This window comes from Kosakonia sp. YIM B13588 (assembly GCF_042788165.1).
In the GTDB taxonomy this organism is placed as follows: Bacteria; Pseudomonadota; Gammaproteobacteria; order Enterobacterales; family Enterobacteriaceae; genus Kosakonia; species Kosakonia sacchari.
Window position 1 is genome coordinate 75,218 of the sequence record NZ_JBHZPO010000007.1, and the last position, 15,930, is coordinate 91,147.

Below are 15,930 nucleotides of genomic sequence, written 5' to 3' on the forward strand. Positions count from 1 at the left end.
TATTGTGTTTATTGTCGGAGAGCATCATGAAGATTCTGCATATTGATTCCAGTATTTCGGGTGACTATTCCGTCACGCGCGCACTTTCCGCTGACGTTATACGGGAAATAAAAGCCCATTATCCGCAAGCAGAAATAACCTATCGCGATGTGGTTCGCGACGAAGTAAGCCATTTAACCGCAGATATCGCCGCCGGATTCCGGGTTGTTGCCGGTAGCCAACCGGCAAGTGACAGGCACCCGGAGCACCAGATTTCACAGCAACTGGTTGATGAATTCCTGGCCCATGACCTGATTGTTATCGCGGCACCCATGTATAACTTCTCTGTTTCCAGCCAGTTAAAAGCCTGGCTGGACAGACTTGCGCAACCGGGAAAAACCTTTCAGTACACCGCCACCGGGCCGGTCGGGCTGGCGGAGGGAAAACAGGTATTGATTATTTCGGCGCGCGGCGGCTTTTATTTACAACCACCTTTTGATGGCATGGATTTCCAGGAAAAATATCTGCGTGCGTTTTTTAGTTTCCTGGGTATTGACGCTCTTCATATTATCCGCGCAGAAGGTACCTCGAAAGGTGATGATATAAAAAACCAGCAAATTGCCGCCGCGCGATCGGCTATCAGTAATATTATTGCTGCGCTGCCATTAAATTAACCTGCGGGGAATGGATTATGTTATATGCGATAACGCTTAATTACGGTAGTGAACCCGATATCCTTGGCGCATATGTTGATGCGCATAAACTGTGGCTTGGGGAGATGATCAAAAAAGGTCATGTTATTTTCGCCGGACCTCTGCAAAATAAACCGGGTGGATTTATCCTGGCGACGGCCAGCGACAGCCAGAGCCTGGAAAACGAAATAGAACGCGATCCTTTTGTGAAATTTGGCCTGGTCAGCGTCGATATTGCGGTTATCGAGCCTGCTATTTGCTCCACGCATTTCCTGCGTGAATGGGCAGGAGAGGCAAAAGCGCTATAGTCTGAATGAAAGTCGGTGCAGGGGAGGCAGCGCTCAACCGCCCCCTTTTGCATTGCGGGTCGTTCATGAGGGGTACGCGCAGACATCTTTCCCCGCGACGAGAGATCCACACTCTGCATACCATTTGGCATTGCAGAACGGACATTTCTGACAAAATTATTATTTTCGCGTCATGTTTGCGTAAGTATCACTCCGCTAAGGTGGATGCTCCTGTTCTCAAGGAGGTTTCAACCATGGGTATGCAACACGCGGTAATTCTTGAGATCCAGCAATGGATTGACGATAACCTTGAAAGGCCGCTGCGGATCGAGGATGTCGCCACGCGGGCGGGGTATTCGAAATGGCATCTTCAGCGTTTGTTCCAGCAAGTAATCCAGATACCGCTCGGGATTTATATCCGCGAGAAAAAGCTGGAAAGCGCCGCGCATGAACTGCTGGCGACTGAGCAGTCGATTATGGCTATCTCCACCAAATACGGTTATGACTCGCAGCAGACCTTTACACGCACCTTTACGCGCAAATATCAGATGCCGCCTGGCGTCTGGCGACGTCAGCAGCAGCGCCAGGGAAAATGGGCGTGATGAAAGGAAAACGTGCGGAGAATGAAGATGAATAAAAGGCGGCCTGTGCCGCCTTTTTACTGGTTTAGAACTGGTAAACCATACCCACAGCCACTACGTCATCAGTGTTGATGCCGGCGGCGGTGGTGAATTTATCTTCATCAATCAGGTTGATTTTATAATCAACAAACATGTTGAAGTTCTTGTTGAAGTAGTACGTGGCACCGAGATCGACATATTTTTCGATGTCCTGATCGCCATATTTATCGCCCGCGCTGTTGCTGCCAATATTCTTACCTTTCAGCGCGTTATACGCCACGAATGGCTGCAAGCCAAAATCGAACTGGTAACTGGCGTACGCTTCAAAAATCTGCGATTCGTTGGCGTAGCCGTAGGCGGTTGTCGTATCGGAAGCACTGCCAAAACGCGAAGCGTTATAAGCCTGAGTAAACATCGCCGCCAGATAGATATTGTTGGCGTCATATTTAATCGCGCCAGAATAGGCTTCGGCGCGATCGCCATCACCGAGAATATTGGTAGCGGTATTTTGTTCTTCGGTACGTTTGGCGCTGGTCATGGCACCGACAACGCTTACGCCCGCGCCAATGTTATATTCCACGGATAAGCCGTAGCCGTCGCCGTTTTGACGTAATACATTTCGACCGGCACCGGATTCGCCGCCGCCATCATTTTTACCCTGGTATTGCAGGGAGAAATTCAGGCCGTCAACCAGACCGAAGAAATCCGTATTACGGTAGGTCAGCATGCCGCTGCCACGGCTAAACATAAATTGGTCAGAACCGTATGTCATGCCATCGAATTCTGGCTGCATATCGGTATAACCGAGGGAGTCATATAAAACACCTTTGTTACGGCCATAATCCACTGAACCGTAATTGGCGAATTTTAAACCGGCGAAGCCATAACGCGTGCGTGGCGTATTGGTATCACCTTCCGATTTATTGGCGTCAATATGCATCTGCCACTGGCCGTAGCCGGTCAGTTGGTCGTTAATTTGTGTTTCACCGCGAAAGCCAAGACGCATATAAGTCTGGTCGCCATCCCAGCCGGTGTTATCAGAAAAATAATGTTCTGCTGATACCAAACCATATAAGTCTAACTTATTACCGTCTTTATTATATATTTCCGCCGCCTGTACTGACGAGCACAGTACCGCAGCAGAGACGAAAAGACTCAGTTGAGAGATTTTCATATAAATAAACCCTTGATGTTTGCCACTGTGTTTTTTAATAACAACAAGAATACATTGCCACTTATGAGAGTGGCTCATGGATTATTCAGGTTGTAAGATATTGTTTATCACCTGAGTTCTTGTGGTGTAAATATTTAAATTCGTTTTAGCACATATTGACAAATATCGGCTGGAACTTTTTCCGGGGCTATTTTTAATCGCACAGATCGCTAATATCAACCCTCATTTGATCGGTTACCGTTAAGACGCTTTATTAACCTCATTGCATTTTTTGTGTCTACTGTTACTTTTTTCTCTATCCGGGGGGTAATTCCCCCGGCTTTTATTGGCGAAATGTGCGATTAAATATGCAGGTTGATTAAGTAGTTGCTTTAAACAGGTGAGAGTGGCAGGTGATTAATTATTAAATATCTGCCGCTGCTGCATGGTGAATTTTTATGGAGCTGCAGCGCTTTTATGCGTGGCGAATAATAAAGCGTATCGATTAAGTGATAGGGCTCATTGTGGCTATGAGTGCAATTCATTAAAAAGAATGACTCTGGCGTTTATTAACATAAACAGAGGTGATCTGCTTCACAATCAGAGCCCTTTGGTTGCGGGATTAGTGAATTATAGACATATATTTAAATGCAGCCAAAGTGTAGCATAAACGCTATTTTCAAGGTTTGGGAATGAGGCAGAAATGCTGAAAGATAATTTTAACGATCTCTTCTATTTAATTGTGGTGGCCCGTGAACGCAGTTTTACTCGTGCGGCAGCAAAATTAGGCGTCTCGCAATCGGCGCTCAGCCATGCTATTCGCGGGCTGGAAGAGCGTCTGCAAATTCGTCTGCTTACCCGTACCACGCGCAGTGTCGCACCCACCGATGCAGGCGAGGCATTAATTAATAGCATTGGCCCGCGCTTTAAAGAGATTGAGGAAGAGCTGATTGCCTTAACCGATATGCGCGATCGCGTTGCCGGCAATATTCGCATCACGCTTGGCGAGCACGCGTTGCATTCTACGGTATGGCCAGCCATCAAGCCTTTTTTAGAGGCTTACCCTGACGTGAAAGTAGAATTAACCATCGATAATACCCTGACGGATATTGTCAGCGAGCGCTACGACGCCGGCATTCGCCTTGGTGAACAGGTTGCCAGGGATATGGTCGCGGTGCGAATTGGCCCCGACTGGCGCATGGTGGTGGTTGGCTCGCCGGGTTATTTTTCCCGCCATGGTAAACCGCAAACGCCGCATGATTTACAGCAGCACAACTGTATTAATATGCGCCTGCCGACGCTCGGCGGGCTGTATGCCTGGGAGTTTTCCAAAGACAGTCAGCCAATGCGCGTGCGCGTGGAAGGGCAATTAACCTTTAATAATCTGGCTTCCAGAATCGAAGCGGCAACCAGCGGTATGGGGCTGGCGCTGGTACCGGAAGATTGCGTGGCGCAGGCGGTTAACGAAGGCAAACTTGCAACGGTGCTTGACGACTGGTGTGAACCGTTCCCCGGCTATTACCTCTATTATCCCAGCCGCAAACAGCACACTGCCGCGTTTACCTTATTGATTGACGCGCTGCGTTACGCTTAATTGTCTGGCTTTACAGGATGGGATAATCAACCGCAATGTGTTGCTGAAAAAACGTCTCCCGGCAATAAAGCGTCAGCACCTTTTCCGGCGGAATAAGATACCCTTTCCCGGCTACGCGCAGAATAAAATCATCGGACAAACCGAATACCGCCAGTTTACGCTTCAGATTGTTCATCACTTGCCACAGCCGCTGGCTTGAGCAACTCAATCCGTTATTTTCCCATACCTGAATCTGCAGCGTTTTGTCGGCCACAATATTCCCCACGGCATGTGCCAGCAGATAGGTCAACAGGTTGTTCATGGTGTTACGTAAATAGGTGCAGCTACCGGGGATCGCGCAGGTCGTCAGACTTTGCTTATAAGGCACAAATTCCACCTGATATTCGTTACCGAGGCGATATCCATATACCGTTAACTTTTCCATGATGCGCGTCCAGTGATCAGCCGAGTGAACCAAAACAGGGGTGTAAATACACCTACTGATTAAATCGGCTGTCTGGCGCGAAAACTGAAATGATCAGCTGACGTTTGACGGGATAGCGTTGGTCCATTTGGTGGCGGCTTTAATCAATTCCGCCACCATGCTGCGGTTAAAACCCAGCCGATGACCGAGCGCGCTAACCTCTTCCCAGTTGTGATTTTCGTACAGCTCAATCAGTTGCAGATAAGGGTAGAGCGGCCCTTTTTGCTCTTTTAGCGCCATCATTACGCTGGCGGAGATATCAATCTGGCTTAACAAATCTGCCATCGGCATTTCAAAAATGCTGTCGAGCTGCGAAAACAGACCGACGATAAACGCGTCATCGGCGGAGTGACGGCTGATGGAGTGCGCCGAGGCCAGCTCGCAAAATTTGGCGCGGATCAGGCTCTGGTAGTAAATGTCGTCGGTCTTTACTTTGTTGACCGAGGTCAGGCAGGAAACCAGCACAAAGCGGCGTAACTCGTTGGTGCCAAGGTAAAAAATAACGTCCTTTAACGACTGGCTGCGGAAGTTTTTAATCCCGCGCGCGTTGAACACAATATTTTGTGCATAGCGCATGATCTTAAACGACAGCGCCAGATCCTGTTTCAGCAGGGCTTCGATTCGGCCAAAATCCGGCGAGTCGGCATTCACCTCTTTCATCAGTTTTAAGGTGATTTCCTGATTCTGAAACAGTTTATTGGCTGAGTGGATCACCGGCTTGCTGAAAAAATGCCCCTGAAAAAGCGTGCAGCCCATATTGCGAAAACACTCGTACTCTTCCTGGGTTTCCACCTTTTCGGCAAGAAATATCGTGTCATTCAGCAAATGGGCTTTGTCATTGATATAGCCGCTTATCTCGTCGGGCGTATTTTCCCGCACGTCGAATTTGATGATGCTGATATAAGGTAAAAAGGCGTTCCAGGTGTCGCCTAACGCGAAGTCATCGAGTGCGATGCGAAAACCTTGCGCAGAGAGTTTTTTTACCGTGTTGAGCAACTGAGGCGTGGGTTTGGCGGTTTCGAGGATTTCCACAATCACGCGGTCTTTTGGCAAGGTTTCCGCCATTCCCTGCACCAGCAGTTCATAGGGGAAGTTAACGAAGATCGCGCTGTACTCTTTCAGGCGGCCCAGCGGCGCGCCGAGAAACTGTTCGACAATAATTTGGGCAGTGGCGTACTCCGGCGTAACGTCGGGAAACCGGTTCGTCATACTGTCTCTGAACAACAACTCGTAACCGACTGTGTTCATATTTGCATCAAAAATCGCCTGCCGGGCGACAAAAGAGAACATGCGATACTCCACTTACAGATGCCTGCAAATCTTAAAATAGTCGGTAAAACGCAAATCTGAACCGGTCAATCCGCGCCATTTTTACGCAGGGTAAAATGGAAGCCTGGACGAAAACAGGAAAGACGCAAGTCGGACTTAAGGAAGGCAGTATCTTTTGTAAACGTCTGAAGGATTTAAGTCAAATTCAGAATGGCGCAATCATAACGCATTGCCTCTTTTATCGACAACTGCGGCGAAAAATTCATCAATTTTGCGCTCGCATCGCGATACGCGTCACGCTTCGCCTGTTTTTTTCGGCACGCAAATTGTCATCCCTTGCTGACGAGTGACCGCCGTCACGCGGGTTTGCGCGAAGCTCCGGCAAATTATGACCAGCATCAAAAAACCGAAAATTGCAACGAAAGGGCTATTGTTAAGAACATTCCGATGGACTATTGTGGTCTCACCCCATAAAGAGCTAACGCCACCTAAAAGAGTGAGTGCCGGAGATAAGCGCCGGGCGGGGTAAAACGATTAAACACCCAGGAAAAAAGAATAAAAGCAGGCCCCGGCATTTATGCCGGGGCGTTTTATTTTGTGGCTTCGTATAACCCAGGTTTAATCCCGGTCGATGGCAAACGGCTGCCAGGCCTGGCGCACCGGCATCACTTCTACACGGTTAATATTCATATGATCCGGCAGGGTGGCGATGTAGAACATCTGCCCGGCAATATCCTGCGCGCTGAGCGGCGTCGTGCCGCGATACAAATTATCAGACGCCGCTTTGTCGCCTTTGGTGCGTACCAGCGTAAATTCCGTTTCGGCAATTCCCGGCGCAAGATCGGTTACCCGCACGCCCGTTCCCTGTAAATCGCAGCGCAGGTTGTAGCTAAATTGCTTCACAAAGGCTTTGGTCGCGCCATACACATGGCTGCCCGGGTAGGGCCACTGCCCGGCGATAGAGCCAATATTGATAATCGATGCCCCCGCACCATGCGCAATCAGCGTGGGCAGCAGCGCGTGTGTCACATTTACCAGCCCGGTGACATTGGTGTCGATCATCGTTTGCCAGTCCTGCAACTCCACTTTCTGGGCGGGTTGCGGGGCGAGCGCCAGCCCGGCGTTATTGATAAGCGTTGTGATATCGGCAAATTGCGCAGGCAGTTCGGCCACCGCTTTTTTTACTGCGGCGTTATCGCGTACATCCAGTTCAATAATGTGTACCGGCACTTTGTCATGCAGTCGTTCTTTTAGGTTTTCCAGACGCGTAAGCCTACGCCCGCTCAATACCAGCGCCCATCCGGCGTCGGCAAAAACCTGTGCCGCCGCTTCGCCAAATCCGGATGTTGCGCCCGTAATGAACACCACATTTTTCGCTGCCATTGTTCTCTTCTCCTGTGCAGGGTTATTGCGCCACTATAAAAATCCTCACGCCTGCCAGACAGTGCCAGTTACGCCACTGACATGTGACACGGTGTCACATCCCGCGAAGCCGACTGGCTCTACCCGCCTCTTTATGGCGCGCAGCATGATGCAGACAACAACAACGGCATGAGAGGATCTGGCATGAAACTGGCACTTCACAACGAGATGGCGATAACGAACGATGACGTGCGTCAACTGGACCGGTCATATGTGTTTCATTCATGGTCGATGCAGGGCAACCTCAACCCGATGGTGATTGCCGGGGCGAAAGGCTGCGAGCTGTGGGATTACGACGGTAACCGCTACCTCGATTTCAGCAGCCAGTTAGTGAACGTCAATATTGGTTATCAACATCCCCGCGTGCTGGCGGCGATGAAAGCGCAGCTGGAAACGCTGGTAACCATTGCCCCGGCCACTGCCAATCTGGCGCGCGGCGAAGCGGCAAAACGCATTGTTGAGTTGGCGCCGGAAGGCTTCAGCAAAGTCTTTTTCACCAACGCCGGGGCGGATGCCAACGAAAACGCCATTCGCATGGCACGGTTGTACACCGGGCGTGACAAAATTTTCTCTGCCTATCGCTCTTATCACGGTAACACCGGCAGCGCCATTGCGGCGACCGGCGACTGGCGGCGTGTGCCAAATGAATATTCTCGCGGGCATGTTCACTTCTTTAACCCGTACCTGTATCGCAGCGAATTTAATGCCACCAGCGAAGCCGAAGAGTGCGAGCGCGCACTGGCACATCTGCGCCGCATGATTGAGTGTGAAGGGCCGTCGTCGATTGCGGCGATCCTGCTGGAGTCTATTCCTGGCACAGCCGGCATTCTGGTGCCGCCAGCCGGGTATATGCAAGGCGTGCGCGCGCTGGCAGATGAGTTCGGCATTGTGCTGATCCTCGATGAAGTGATGGCCGGTTTTGGCCGTACCGGTAGCTGGTTCGCTTTCGAACAAGATGGCATCGTGCCGGATCTGGTCACCTTCGCCAAAGGGGTGAATGCGGGTTATGTGCCGGCGGGCGGCGTGCTGATTTCCGCGCCTATCGCTCACTATTTTGACGACCACTTCTTCGCCGGTGGGCTAACGTACTCCGGGCATCCGCTGGCGATGGCGGCGATTATCGCCACGCTTGATGCGATGAAAGAGGAGAACGTGGTGCAGAATGCGGCAGATGTCGGCAACGGCGTTCTGCGCCCTGCGCTGGAGGCACTGGCAGCAAAACATCCACTGATTGGCGAAGTGCGTGGTCGCGGCATGTTCCAGGCGCTGGAACTGGTGAGCAACCGTAAAACCAAAACGCCTTTAGCCGCGGCAGAGATGGCAGCGATTAAGGCGGCGCTAACCGGGGCCGGAATGTTGACTTTTGTTGTCGAAAACCGCATTCATGTGGTGCCACCTTGCATAATGAGCGCGAAAGAAGTCCAGCAAGGAATGGCCATTTTTGACCAGGTTTTGGCTCAATTTGGCCACTTTAGTCAGTAAGTGTAAAGGCATCAGACTATTCTGGTGCCAAATCTGGTCAGTCCTCTGATTTCAAAGACATTTTTTGACACTTTCCCCCCAATTTTAGGCACTATATTCCGGGCTTAACTGCTGCTAAAACTCTCTTTTTCTATTTAACTTTTTTGCCTGGGAGAAAAAAGTGCCGGAATTGAATCATTATGGTCAAACCGTCGGTGACAGGTTGCCGCAGTGGCACGGCGTCCAGCCGCTGCCGCGCAGCGTGTTGCACGGACAATACTGTCGGCTGGAACCGCTTGACGCCAGGGTACACACGCACGATCTTCTGCGTGCGTATTCTCAGGCGGAAAACGAGAGCGACTGGACATGGCTGGCGGGTGAGCGCCCACAAACCGTGGACAGCATGGCGCAGTGGGTGGTGGGGAAAATGATCGACACCACTGTCGCGCCTTTCGCCGTGGTGGAGTGTGCCAGCGGTGAGGCGCTCGGCGTTGTCGCCTGGCTTGCCATCAACACACAAAATGGCTCGGTGGAAATCGGCCACGTCACCTGGTCACCGCGCATGAAAAACAGCGTGCTGGGGACAGAAGCCATCTGGTTGATGCTGCGCCACGCGTTTGCCTGCAGCTACCGCCGCGTGGAGTGGAAATGTGATGTGCTCAACGTCGCTTCCCGCCGCGCCGCCGAACGTCTCGGTTTTAGCTGGGAAGGGCGTTTCCGCCAGCATATGGTGCGCAAAGGACGCAACCGCGATACCGACTATTTATCGATGCTGGATATCGAATGGCCGCAGCGTGACGCGGCGATTTCCGCCTGGCTGGCGGCCAGTAATTTTGACGAACAGGGCAGGCAAAAACAAAAACTCAGCACCTTCTTTGCTCCCTTATCACCTTAATAAACATGGCATCGGTATCCGCCGATGCCCTCGCTTTCCCTCTTCCTCGGGCCACGCAATACGACATCTTTTACCGATGTAAACGACTGCCAAATTATCACTTTACGTCCGTTTAAAAAGTTAAGCCACGGTAAACTACGTGTTATCACCATTTCAATAAAAAGGTTATTGCCTTACTTCTTTTTATTCTTAATTAACCCGGAGACTCAGCCGATGGGGTTTATGACAGCGAGGAGATCGCTGCTTTAAAACGTTATTTCACAACTATTTACCGGGGTTTTTATGCACTTTATTCGAAATTTAAAAATCAAGGTCGCGATGCTGGCGATCCTGGTCATTTTCACTTTGCTCTGGGGCGGTGTCTCGTTTTATTCGTTACATGCGTTGAGCGCCTTAACCGATGAAGTGGAACTTACCAACGTTCAGCAAATTAACGGCGACATCATCAACAACGCCAGTGATCGCTACTACCAGGTCAAATTGCTGATGGACCGCGCGCTGGTTTTCCAGGCCAATAACGATGCGCAAAACTACCAACAAATGATCGATCGTATCGGCAAAGATATCGATTTTCTGCAAAACGGTCTGAATCAGTTCAAAGTGACCGACCATGCGAATATCAGCACCGAGGCCATCGATAATATCTATAACAGCTCCTTGAACCTGTTTAACCAGGCGATTACGCCGATGTTCGCCGCCATTAAAGCCAACAACGTTGAAAGCTATAACCAACTGTCGAAGGCGCAATTCAGCCCGCTGCGCAGCGGTTTTTCGCAGGCGATCGTGGCGTATAACCAAGAAATTCATGACCTGAAATCTGCCGCTAACGCGCGTATTGCCAGCTGGGTTTCCCTGACGCGCACCATCATCATCGTTGCCATGATTATTGGTCTGGCGATGCTGGTGATGTCCGAGCGCTACCTGGCGCTGTGCCTTGCGCGCTCGCTGGAGTGGGTAAAACAGCACTTGCAGGTGCTGTCGGTGGGCAAGCTGGATAAGCCGACAAAAGATCTGGGTAACAACGAAGTGGGGCAACTGATCCCCTACCTGGAAACCATGCAGAACAACTGGGTGCAAACCGTCACGCAGATCCGTAACAGCGCCGGGGAAATTTACCAGGGGGCGAGCGAAATCGCGTCCGGTAACACCGATCTCTCTTCGCGCACGGAAGAGCAGGCCGCCGCGCTGACGCAAACCGCCGCCAGCATGGAAGAGCTGAGCGCGGTGGTCAAACAGAACGCCGATAACGCCAGCGAAGCAAGCTCGCTTGCAAAAACGGCGTCAGCCGCAGTGAATAAAGGCGAAGAGCGCGTACAGGCGGTCATTGCCAGCATGAAAAACATCACCAGCAGCTCGCAGAAAATCACCGACATCATTAACGTCATCGACAGTATCGCTTTCCAGACTAACATTCTGGCACTTAACGCTGCCGTCGAAGCGGCGCGTGCCGGTGAGCAAGGTCGTGGTTTCGCGGTGGTCGCCAGCGAAGTGCGTAACCTCGCGCAGCGCAGCGCCGGTGCGGCAAAAGAGATCAAAACCTTGATCGATGAGTCAGTAACGAACGTCAACAACGGTTTCGACCAGGTGACGCTGACCAGCGAATCGATGGATAACATTTTGCGTTCGGTCACCAGCGTGACGGATATCATGGGCGAGATCGCCTCGGCGTCTATCGAGCAGAGCAAAGGGATTGGTCAGGTCGGCACGGCGATTTCACAAATGGACAGCGTCACGCAGCAAAACGCCGCGCTGGTGGAAGAGTCCTCTGCTACCTCCGGTTCGCTGGAGCAGCAGGCCTACCAGTTAACCGAGATTGTATCGGTGTTTAAACTGCCGGGTGATACAGAGCAGGGGGCTACTGGCAAACCGTCAGCAGCTGTGCCAAAAGCGGGGAAAGCCTTGCGCCGACCTGCTTTGGCCGGCGGCAGCAAAGCGCCAGAACATGACTGGGAAGCATTCTGATAACCTCTGCCCGGACGCATTGTCCCGGCAATAGATAAATCCGGCACGCGAACCGTACAGGTGGCGTGCCGTCTTCATTCTGCCCTCTTTTGATAAGGCAAGCGCCCCTCTCCCCATGGGAAGTGGGGAGTCTTCCGTTGGGGAGAGGGCGGTTGATGCTTAGAAGCGGGTGTTTACGCCCATATACCAGGTGCGACCCGACTCGTTATACGTTGCAGCACCTGCGCCGTACATCCAGTTTGCGCCGCCGCCGGTAGTTTGCGCGTTACCTTCGCGCCAGTGACGTTTGTCGAACACGTTGCTGACACCGCCCGTCAGGCTGACGTTTTTGGTCACATCCCAGGTGCCGCTCAGGCCAACGATGCTGTACGGGCTCACTTCGTTGGTGGCGGAACCGGTCACGCGGTTACCTTTGTAGTCATATTTTTTCGGCTGCTGTTTACCGTACCAGGTAAAGGTCGATTGCAGCGAAACATCCTGGGTAACCTGCCAGCTCAGCGTCGAGTTCCAGGTGTATTCAGGAATGATCGACAGCCGTTCGCCGGTAGTTTTATTTTTGCTTTGCAGCATGTAAGTGACATTGTTGGTCCAGTTTACTGTCTCGCTTACCGGCACATTCAATGCACCTTCTAACCCTTCCACCACCGCTTTCGGCACGTTATCCCACTGGTAGATATAGGTGTTCAGGTTTGAATTGCCGCTCTTGATAGAGGTTTGTCCAACCGGCGCGTAGCCAGACTCAATCTTGTTGCGGTAGTCGTTACGGAACCAGGTGACACCCGCCAGCCAGCCGTCACGTTTGAACTCCAGACCAATCTCTTTGTTGATGCTGTTTTCCGCTTTCAGATCGTCGTTACCTTGCAGATAGCAGCCGATGTCTCTGCCATTGGCATCTACGGTGACCGCGTAGCAACCCTGACCACGGCTGTAAAGAATGTAGTTCGGGTTGGTCTGGTACAGGCTCGGTGCTTTGTAAGCGCGGGCGATACCCATTTTCAGGGTGAAGTCATCGCCGAGGCCCTGAGACAAGTTCAGCGACGGGCTCCAGTTATTGCCGACGATGGTGTGGTGGTCAAAGCGCAGCGCCGGGGTCAGCATAGTGCTGTCGGTCAGCTCAATGTTGTCTTCGGCAAATACCGAGAAGATATCCGCATCGGAATAGGGGCTACGGCCGGTGCTGCTGTAACCCGGAATATTGCCGCCCATAAAAGTCTGGGTATTCGAGGTGGAATCTTTCATGCTCTGGTGATCCCACTCTGCGCCGAGCGTCAGGTTCTGCTTGAACAGCAGCTCAAATGGTACGCTTGCTTCGCTGTGCAGCAACAGATCGCTGTAGTCGATATCAGAGAATTTTTGCGCGTTGAACAGGCCTTCCGTACCGCCCGCCAGCCCTTCCGGGATGCGCGAGTTACGGGTGTGTTCATAACGCACCCAATTGTTAGTGGTAACGCCGTTATCCCAGCCGCCGGTCCAGGTCGCCGAGTAGTTCTGGCGATAAAGACGGTTGGTCTCTTTGCCATAGTTATCATTGACGTAGTTATTGGTGGTGCTGTCGTTGTTGGTGTTCTGCGTATCACCCGCGTAGAGGTTACCCTGGCGGCTGTAACCGGCCTGGAACTCCAGTGCCTGCATCGGGGCAAAATCCCAGCGCACGACGCCAGTAATGTCTTTGTTGATCGAACCTTCACGCCCGGCAACGACGGTGTTGGCGTAAGTGCCGGTGCGTTCGGACTGGTGATCTTTGTTGATGTCCTGTGCGTCGGCCTGGGTTTTGGCCAGGTTGCCGTACAGGCGGAAGCTAACATCGCCGCCGAGCGGGCCGCTCAGGCTGAAGTTGGTGCGTTTGGTTGAACCTTCATCTTTGTGTTCCGGCGCGTTGAAATAGGTATTCCACGAGCCGTGCCATTCGTCCGTGTTATTTTTTTTGGTGATGATATTCACCACGCCGCCTGCCGCGCCGTTACCGTAACGCGCCGCCGCCGGGCCGCGAATCACTTCGATACGTTCGATCATTTCCGGCGGCACCCAGTTGGTGTCGCCACGGCTATCGCGCTCGCCGCGCCAGCCAAGGCGCACGGAGTTACGGCTGGTGACCGGTTTACCATCCACCAGAATCAGGGTGTTTTCCGGGCCCATGCCGCGAATGTCGATCTGGCGATTGTTCCCGCGCTGACCGCTGGTGGCGTTACCGGTCAAGTTCACGCCCGGCATGGTACGGATAATTTCGGAGACATCACGGGAAGGCGGGTTCTTACGAATTTCGTCTGCCGTGATGGTGGAAACGCCCGGTGCCTGCAAGTTTTGCTGCTCCGCCGTGACAACAATCGTCTCTTCGCCAGAGGTGGCGCGGGTTTCTGCCGCGAACGCTGGCACAGCAACACCGTAGATTCCCAGATTGACCAGAACGGCCAGGGACTTGATTTTGTTATTCATTTTTTACCTGCATTTCGTCGCCGCATCCCCGGCAAGTCCTTTCCCAGGGGGAGAGGAGGCGGCATGATGAAGCCAGCTCGTAGCGAGGCGCTCAGTCCTGAGAAAATTCGCCCACGGCGGCCGTTTTAAGTGAAAGACGCGCTTCCCACAGCGCGCCAATACGCTATTGCAAATGAAAATAGTTATCAATAATATTATCGATATTTTTTGATCTGCAAGCAAAAATTTCCACAGCATATTTGAGGTTAAAGCCGTGACGTCAACAACGGGAAGTGATGCCTGGTGGGAGTCAAAACAGGGGCCCGAATGGGTCAAAAACGCGCAGGGAAATTATGCGGTCACGTTCTGGTGGCGCGATCCCGCCGGGACAGAAGCCACTTCGCGCGTGCGCCGGGTATGGATCTACATTACCGGCGTGACCGATCACCATCAAAAATCGACGCCGCAATCGCTGACGCGCATTGCCGGAACCGATGTCTGGTGCTGGAAAACCACCCTTGCCGCCAGCTGGCGCGGCAGCTACTGCTTCATTCCTTCGCAAAACAGCGACGATTTTTCCGCCGACGTTTTCACGATTACGCCGCCGGATCGCACCGCGCTGCGGGAAGGATGGCGCAAATTACTGGCGCGGGCGATTGCCGATCCGCTCAATCCGCAAAGCTGGCGCGGCGGGCGCGGTCATCCCGTTTCGGCGCTGGAAATGCCCGATGCGCCGTTACAGCCGGGCTGGCGCGAAACCGAAACTCCGTTCAACGAACCGCAGCGCCTGCAATGGCGCAGCGCGCGCCTGAACAACACGCGCCGCGTCTGGGTTTACACCACCGGCAATAGCGATAGCGCTGAACGCCCGCTGGCGATCCTGCTCGACGGGCAATTTTGGGCGCAAAGCATGCCGGTATGGCCTGCGCTGGCTGCATTAACCACCGCCGGGCAACTGCCGGACGCGGTGTACGTGCTGATTGATGTGATTGATAACACCCACCGCAGCCGGGAGCTGCCGTGCAATGCCGATTTCTGGCTGGCGGTACAAGACGAGTTATTGCCGCAGGTCCGTGCCATCGCGCCGTTCAGCGATAACGCGGATCGCACCGTGGTGGCCGGGCAGAGTTTTGGCGGCCTGTCGTCACTTTATGCCGCGCTGCACTGGCCGCAGCGGTTTGGCTGCGTGTTGAGCCAGTCCGGATCGTTCTGGTGGCCGCATCGCGGCGGCGAGCGTGACGGCATCATTATCGAACAACTTAAAAATGGTGAGTTGAACCCGCAGGGCCTGCGCATTGTGCTGGAGGCCGGGGTGCGCGAACCGCTTATTTTTCGCGCCAACGAGGCGCTTTTTCCCCTGTTACAACGCACACAGCAGTCGGTTTTCTGGCGTCAGGTTGACGGCGGACACGATGCGCTTTGCTGGCGCGGCGGGCTGACCTCCGGGCTTATCACCCTCTGGCAGCCGCTTACCCGCGCCCGTTAATCGCGCCTTTTTACGACAGGAGTTTGCTATGGAATTCACCAACCCCTTCGATAACCCGCAAGGGCAATTTTATATTCTGCAAAATACCCGGCGGCAGTTCAGCCTGTGGCCCGCGCAGTGCGCGCTTCCTGCGGGCTGGAACGTGGTGTGCGAGCCACAACCGCAGGACGACTGCAACGCCTGGCTGGCGGCAAACTGGCAAACATTGACCCCGGCGCACCATGCGCAATGAGGA

The 15,930-nt window shown here is 52.9% G+C and carries 14 protein-coding genes; 9 read left to right on the top strand and 5 right to left on the bottom strand.

Annotated features, from left to right (window positions below):
* Positions 1–26 precede the first annotated feature (26 nt).
* The 3 genes from ACFX4U_RS13600 to ACFX4U_RS13610 all read left to right on the top strand — a co-directional run bounded on the left by ACFX4U_RS13600 (position 27) and on the right by ACFX4U_RS13610 (position 1,560).
* Positions 27–653, top strand: a complete 627-nt coding sequence (locus tag ACFX4U_RS13600; protein ID WP_313506525.1) for an NAD(P)H-dependent oxidoreductase — start codon at positions 27–29, stop codon at positions 651–653.
* 17 nt (positions 654–670) lie between these two features.
* Entirely contained in the window at positions 671–979 is a 309-nt protein-coding gene (locus tag ACFX4U_RS13605) for a YciI family protein (protein WP_313506526.1), read from the top strand.
* 233 nt (positions 980–1,212) lie between these two features.
* Positions 1,213–1,560 carry a helix-turn-helix domain-containing protein gene (locus ACFX4U_RS13610; RefSeq protein ID WP_313506527.1) on the top strand — a complete coding sequence of 116 codons (348 nt, stop codon included), beginning with the start codon at positions 1,213–1,215 and terminating at the stop codon, positions 1,558–1,560.
* A gap of 64 nt (positions 1,561–1,624) precedes the next feature.
* Here ACFX4U_RS13610 and ompC read toward each other — a convergent pair whose 3' ends face one another.
* Entirely contained in the window at positions 1,625–2,752 is a 1,128-nt protein-coding gene (gene ompC, locus ACFX4U_RS13615) for a porin OmpC (RefSeq protein ID WP_313506529.1), read from the bottom strand.
* 682 nt (positions 2,753–3,434) lie between these two features.
* Here ompC and ACFX4U_RS13620 point away from each other — a divergent pair.
* Entirely contained in the window at positions 3,435–4,325 is an 891-nt protein-coding gene (locus tag ACFX4U_RS13620) for a LysR family transcriptional regulator (protein WP_313506531.1), read from the top strand.
* Positions 4,326–4,335: 10 nt separating this feature from the next.
* Here the strand turns inward: ACFX4U_RS13620 and ACFX4U_RS13625 are convergent, their stop codons facing one another.
* The 3 genes from ACFX4U_RS13625 to ACFX4U_RS13635 form a co-directional block, all read right to left on the bottom strand.
* Entirely contained in the window at positions 4,336–4,749 is a 414-nt protein-coding gene (locus ACFX4U_RS13625; RefSeq protein ID WP_313506532.1) for a winged helix-turn-helix domain-containing protein, read from the bottom strand.
* Between the two features lie 93 nt (positions 4,750–4,842).
* On the bottom strand, positions 4,843–6,078 hold the full coding sequence (locus ACFX4U_RS13630; protein ID WP_305736830.1) for an EAL and HDOD domain-containing protein: 1,236 nt from the start codon (positions 6,076–6,078) through the stop codon (positions 4,843–4,845).
* Positions 6,079–6,675: 597 nt separating this feature from the next.
* Positions 6,676–7,440 carry an SDR family NAD(P)-dependent oxidoreductase gene (locus tag ACFX4U_RS13635; protein ID WP_313506533.1) on the bottom strand — a complete coding sequence of 255 codons (765 nt, stop codon included), beginning with the start codon at positions 7,438–7,440 and terminating at the stop codon, positions 6,676–6,678.
* A 183-nt stretch (positions 7,441–7,623) separates the two neighbouring features.
* Here ACFX4U_RS13635 and ACFX4U_RS13640 point away from each other — a divergent pair, with 183 nt between their 5' ends.
* From ACFX4U_RS13640 to ACFX4U_RS13650, 3 genes are all read left to right on the top strand, one after another.
* A complete protein-coding gene (locus ACFX4U_RS13640) occupies positions 7,624–8,961 on the top strand; it encodes an aspartate aminotransferase family protein (RefSeq protein WP_305736828.1) in 1,338 nt (445 codons plus the stop codon).
* Positions 8,962–9,121: 160 nt separating this feature from the next.
* Positions 9,122–9,835, top strand: coding sequence for a GNAT family protein (locus tag ACFX4U_RS13645; protein WP_313506535.1), 714 nt, complete (start codon positions 9,122–9,124; stop codon positions 9,833–9,835).
* A gap of 282 nt (positions 9,836–10,117) precedes the next feature.
* Complete coding sequence (locus ACFX4U_RS13650; protein ID WP_313506536.1) at positions 10,118–11,797, top strand: methyl-accepting chemotaxis protein; 1,680 nt, start codon at positions 10,118–10,120, stop codon at positions 11,795–11,797.
* Between the two features lie 159 nt (positions 11,798–11,956).
* Here the strand turns inward: ACFX4U_RS13650 and ACFX4U_RS13655 are convergent, their stop codons facing one another.
* A complete protein-coding gene (locus tag ACFX4U_RS13655) occupies positions 11,957–14,230 on the bottom strand; it encodes a TonB-dependent siderophore receptor (protein WP_305736825.1) in 2,274 nt (757 codons plus the stop codon).
* 253 nt (positions 14,231–14,483) lie between these two features.
* On the opposite strand from ACFX4U_RS13655, the gene fes reads away from it, so the two are divergent.
* Together fes and ACFX4U_RS13665 are read left to right on the top strand one after the other, a co-directional pair.
* Positions 14,484–15,695 (top strand): enterochelin esterase, encoded by a 1,212-nt coding sequence (gene fes / locus ACFX4U_RS13660; RefSeq protein ID WP_313506537.1) that lies wholly within the window; start codon positions 14,484–14,486, stop codon positions 15,693–15,695.
* Positions 15,696–15,723: 28 nt separating this feature from the next.
* Positions 15,724–15,927 (top strand): MbtH family NRPS accessory protein, encoded by a 204-nt coding sequence (locus ACFX4U_RS13665; protein WP_020456925.1) that lies wholly within the window; start codon positions 15,724–15,726, stop codon positions 15,925–15,927.
* Positions 15,928–15,930 lie beyond the last annotated feature (3 nt).

Bases quoted from the DNA above. Each gene is read 5' to 3' on its own strand.
- ACFX4U_RS13600 (WP_313506525.1), top strand. From the start codon at position 27: ATGAAGATTCTGCATATTGATTCCAGTATTTCGGGTGACTATTCCGTC.
- ACFX4U_RS13605 (WP_313506526.1), top strand. From the start codon at position 671: ATGTTATATGCGATAACGCTTAATTACGGTAGTGAACCCGATATCCTT.
- ACFX4U_RS13610 (WP_313506527.1), top strand. From the start codon at position 1,213: ATGGGTATGCAACACGCGGTAATTCTTGAGATCCAGCAATGGATTGAC.
- ompC (WP_313506529.1), bottom strand. From the start codon at position 2,752: ATGAAAATCTCTCAACTGAGTCTTTTCGTCTCTGCTGCGGTACTGTGC.
- ACFX4U_RS13620 (WP_313506531.1), top strand. From the start codon at position 3,435: ATGCTGAAAGATAATTTTAACGATCTCTTCTATTTAATTGTGGTGGCC.
- ACFX4U_RS13625 (WP_313506532.1), bottom strand. From the start codon at position 4,749: ATGGAAAAGTTAACGGTATATGGATATCGCCTCGGTAACGAATATCAG.
- ACFX4U_RS13630 (WP_305736830.1), bottom strand. From the start codon at position 6,078: ATGTTCTCTTTTGTCGCCCGGCAGGCGATTTTTGATGCAAATATGAAC.
- ACFX4U_RS13635 (WP_313506533.1), bottom strand. From the start codon at position 7,440: ATGGCAGCGAAAAATGTGGTGTTCATTACGGGCGCAACATCCGGATTT.
- ACFX4U_RS13640 (WP_305736828.1), top strand. From the start codon at position 7,624: ATGAAACTGGCACTTCACAACGAGATGGCGATAACGAACGATGACGTG.
- ACFX4U_RS13650 (WP_313506536.1), top strand. From the start codon at position 10,118: ATGCACTTTATTCGAAATTTAAAAATCAAGGTCGCGATGCTGGCGATC.
- ACFX4U_RS13655 (WP_305736825.1), bottom strand. From the start codon at position 14,230: ATGAATAACAAAATCAAGTCCCTGGCCGTTCTGGTCAATCTGGGAATC.
- ACFX4U_RS13665 (WP_020456925.1), top strand. From the start codon at position 15,724: ATGGAATTCACCAACCCCTTCGATAACCCGCAAGGGCAATTTTATATT.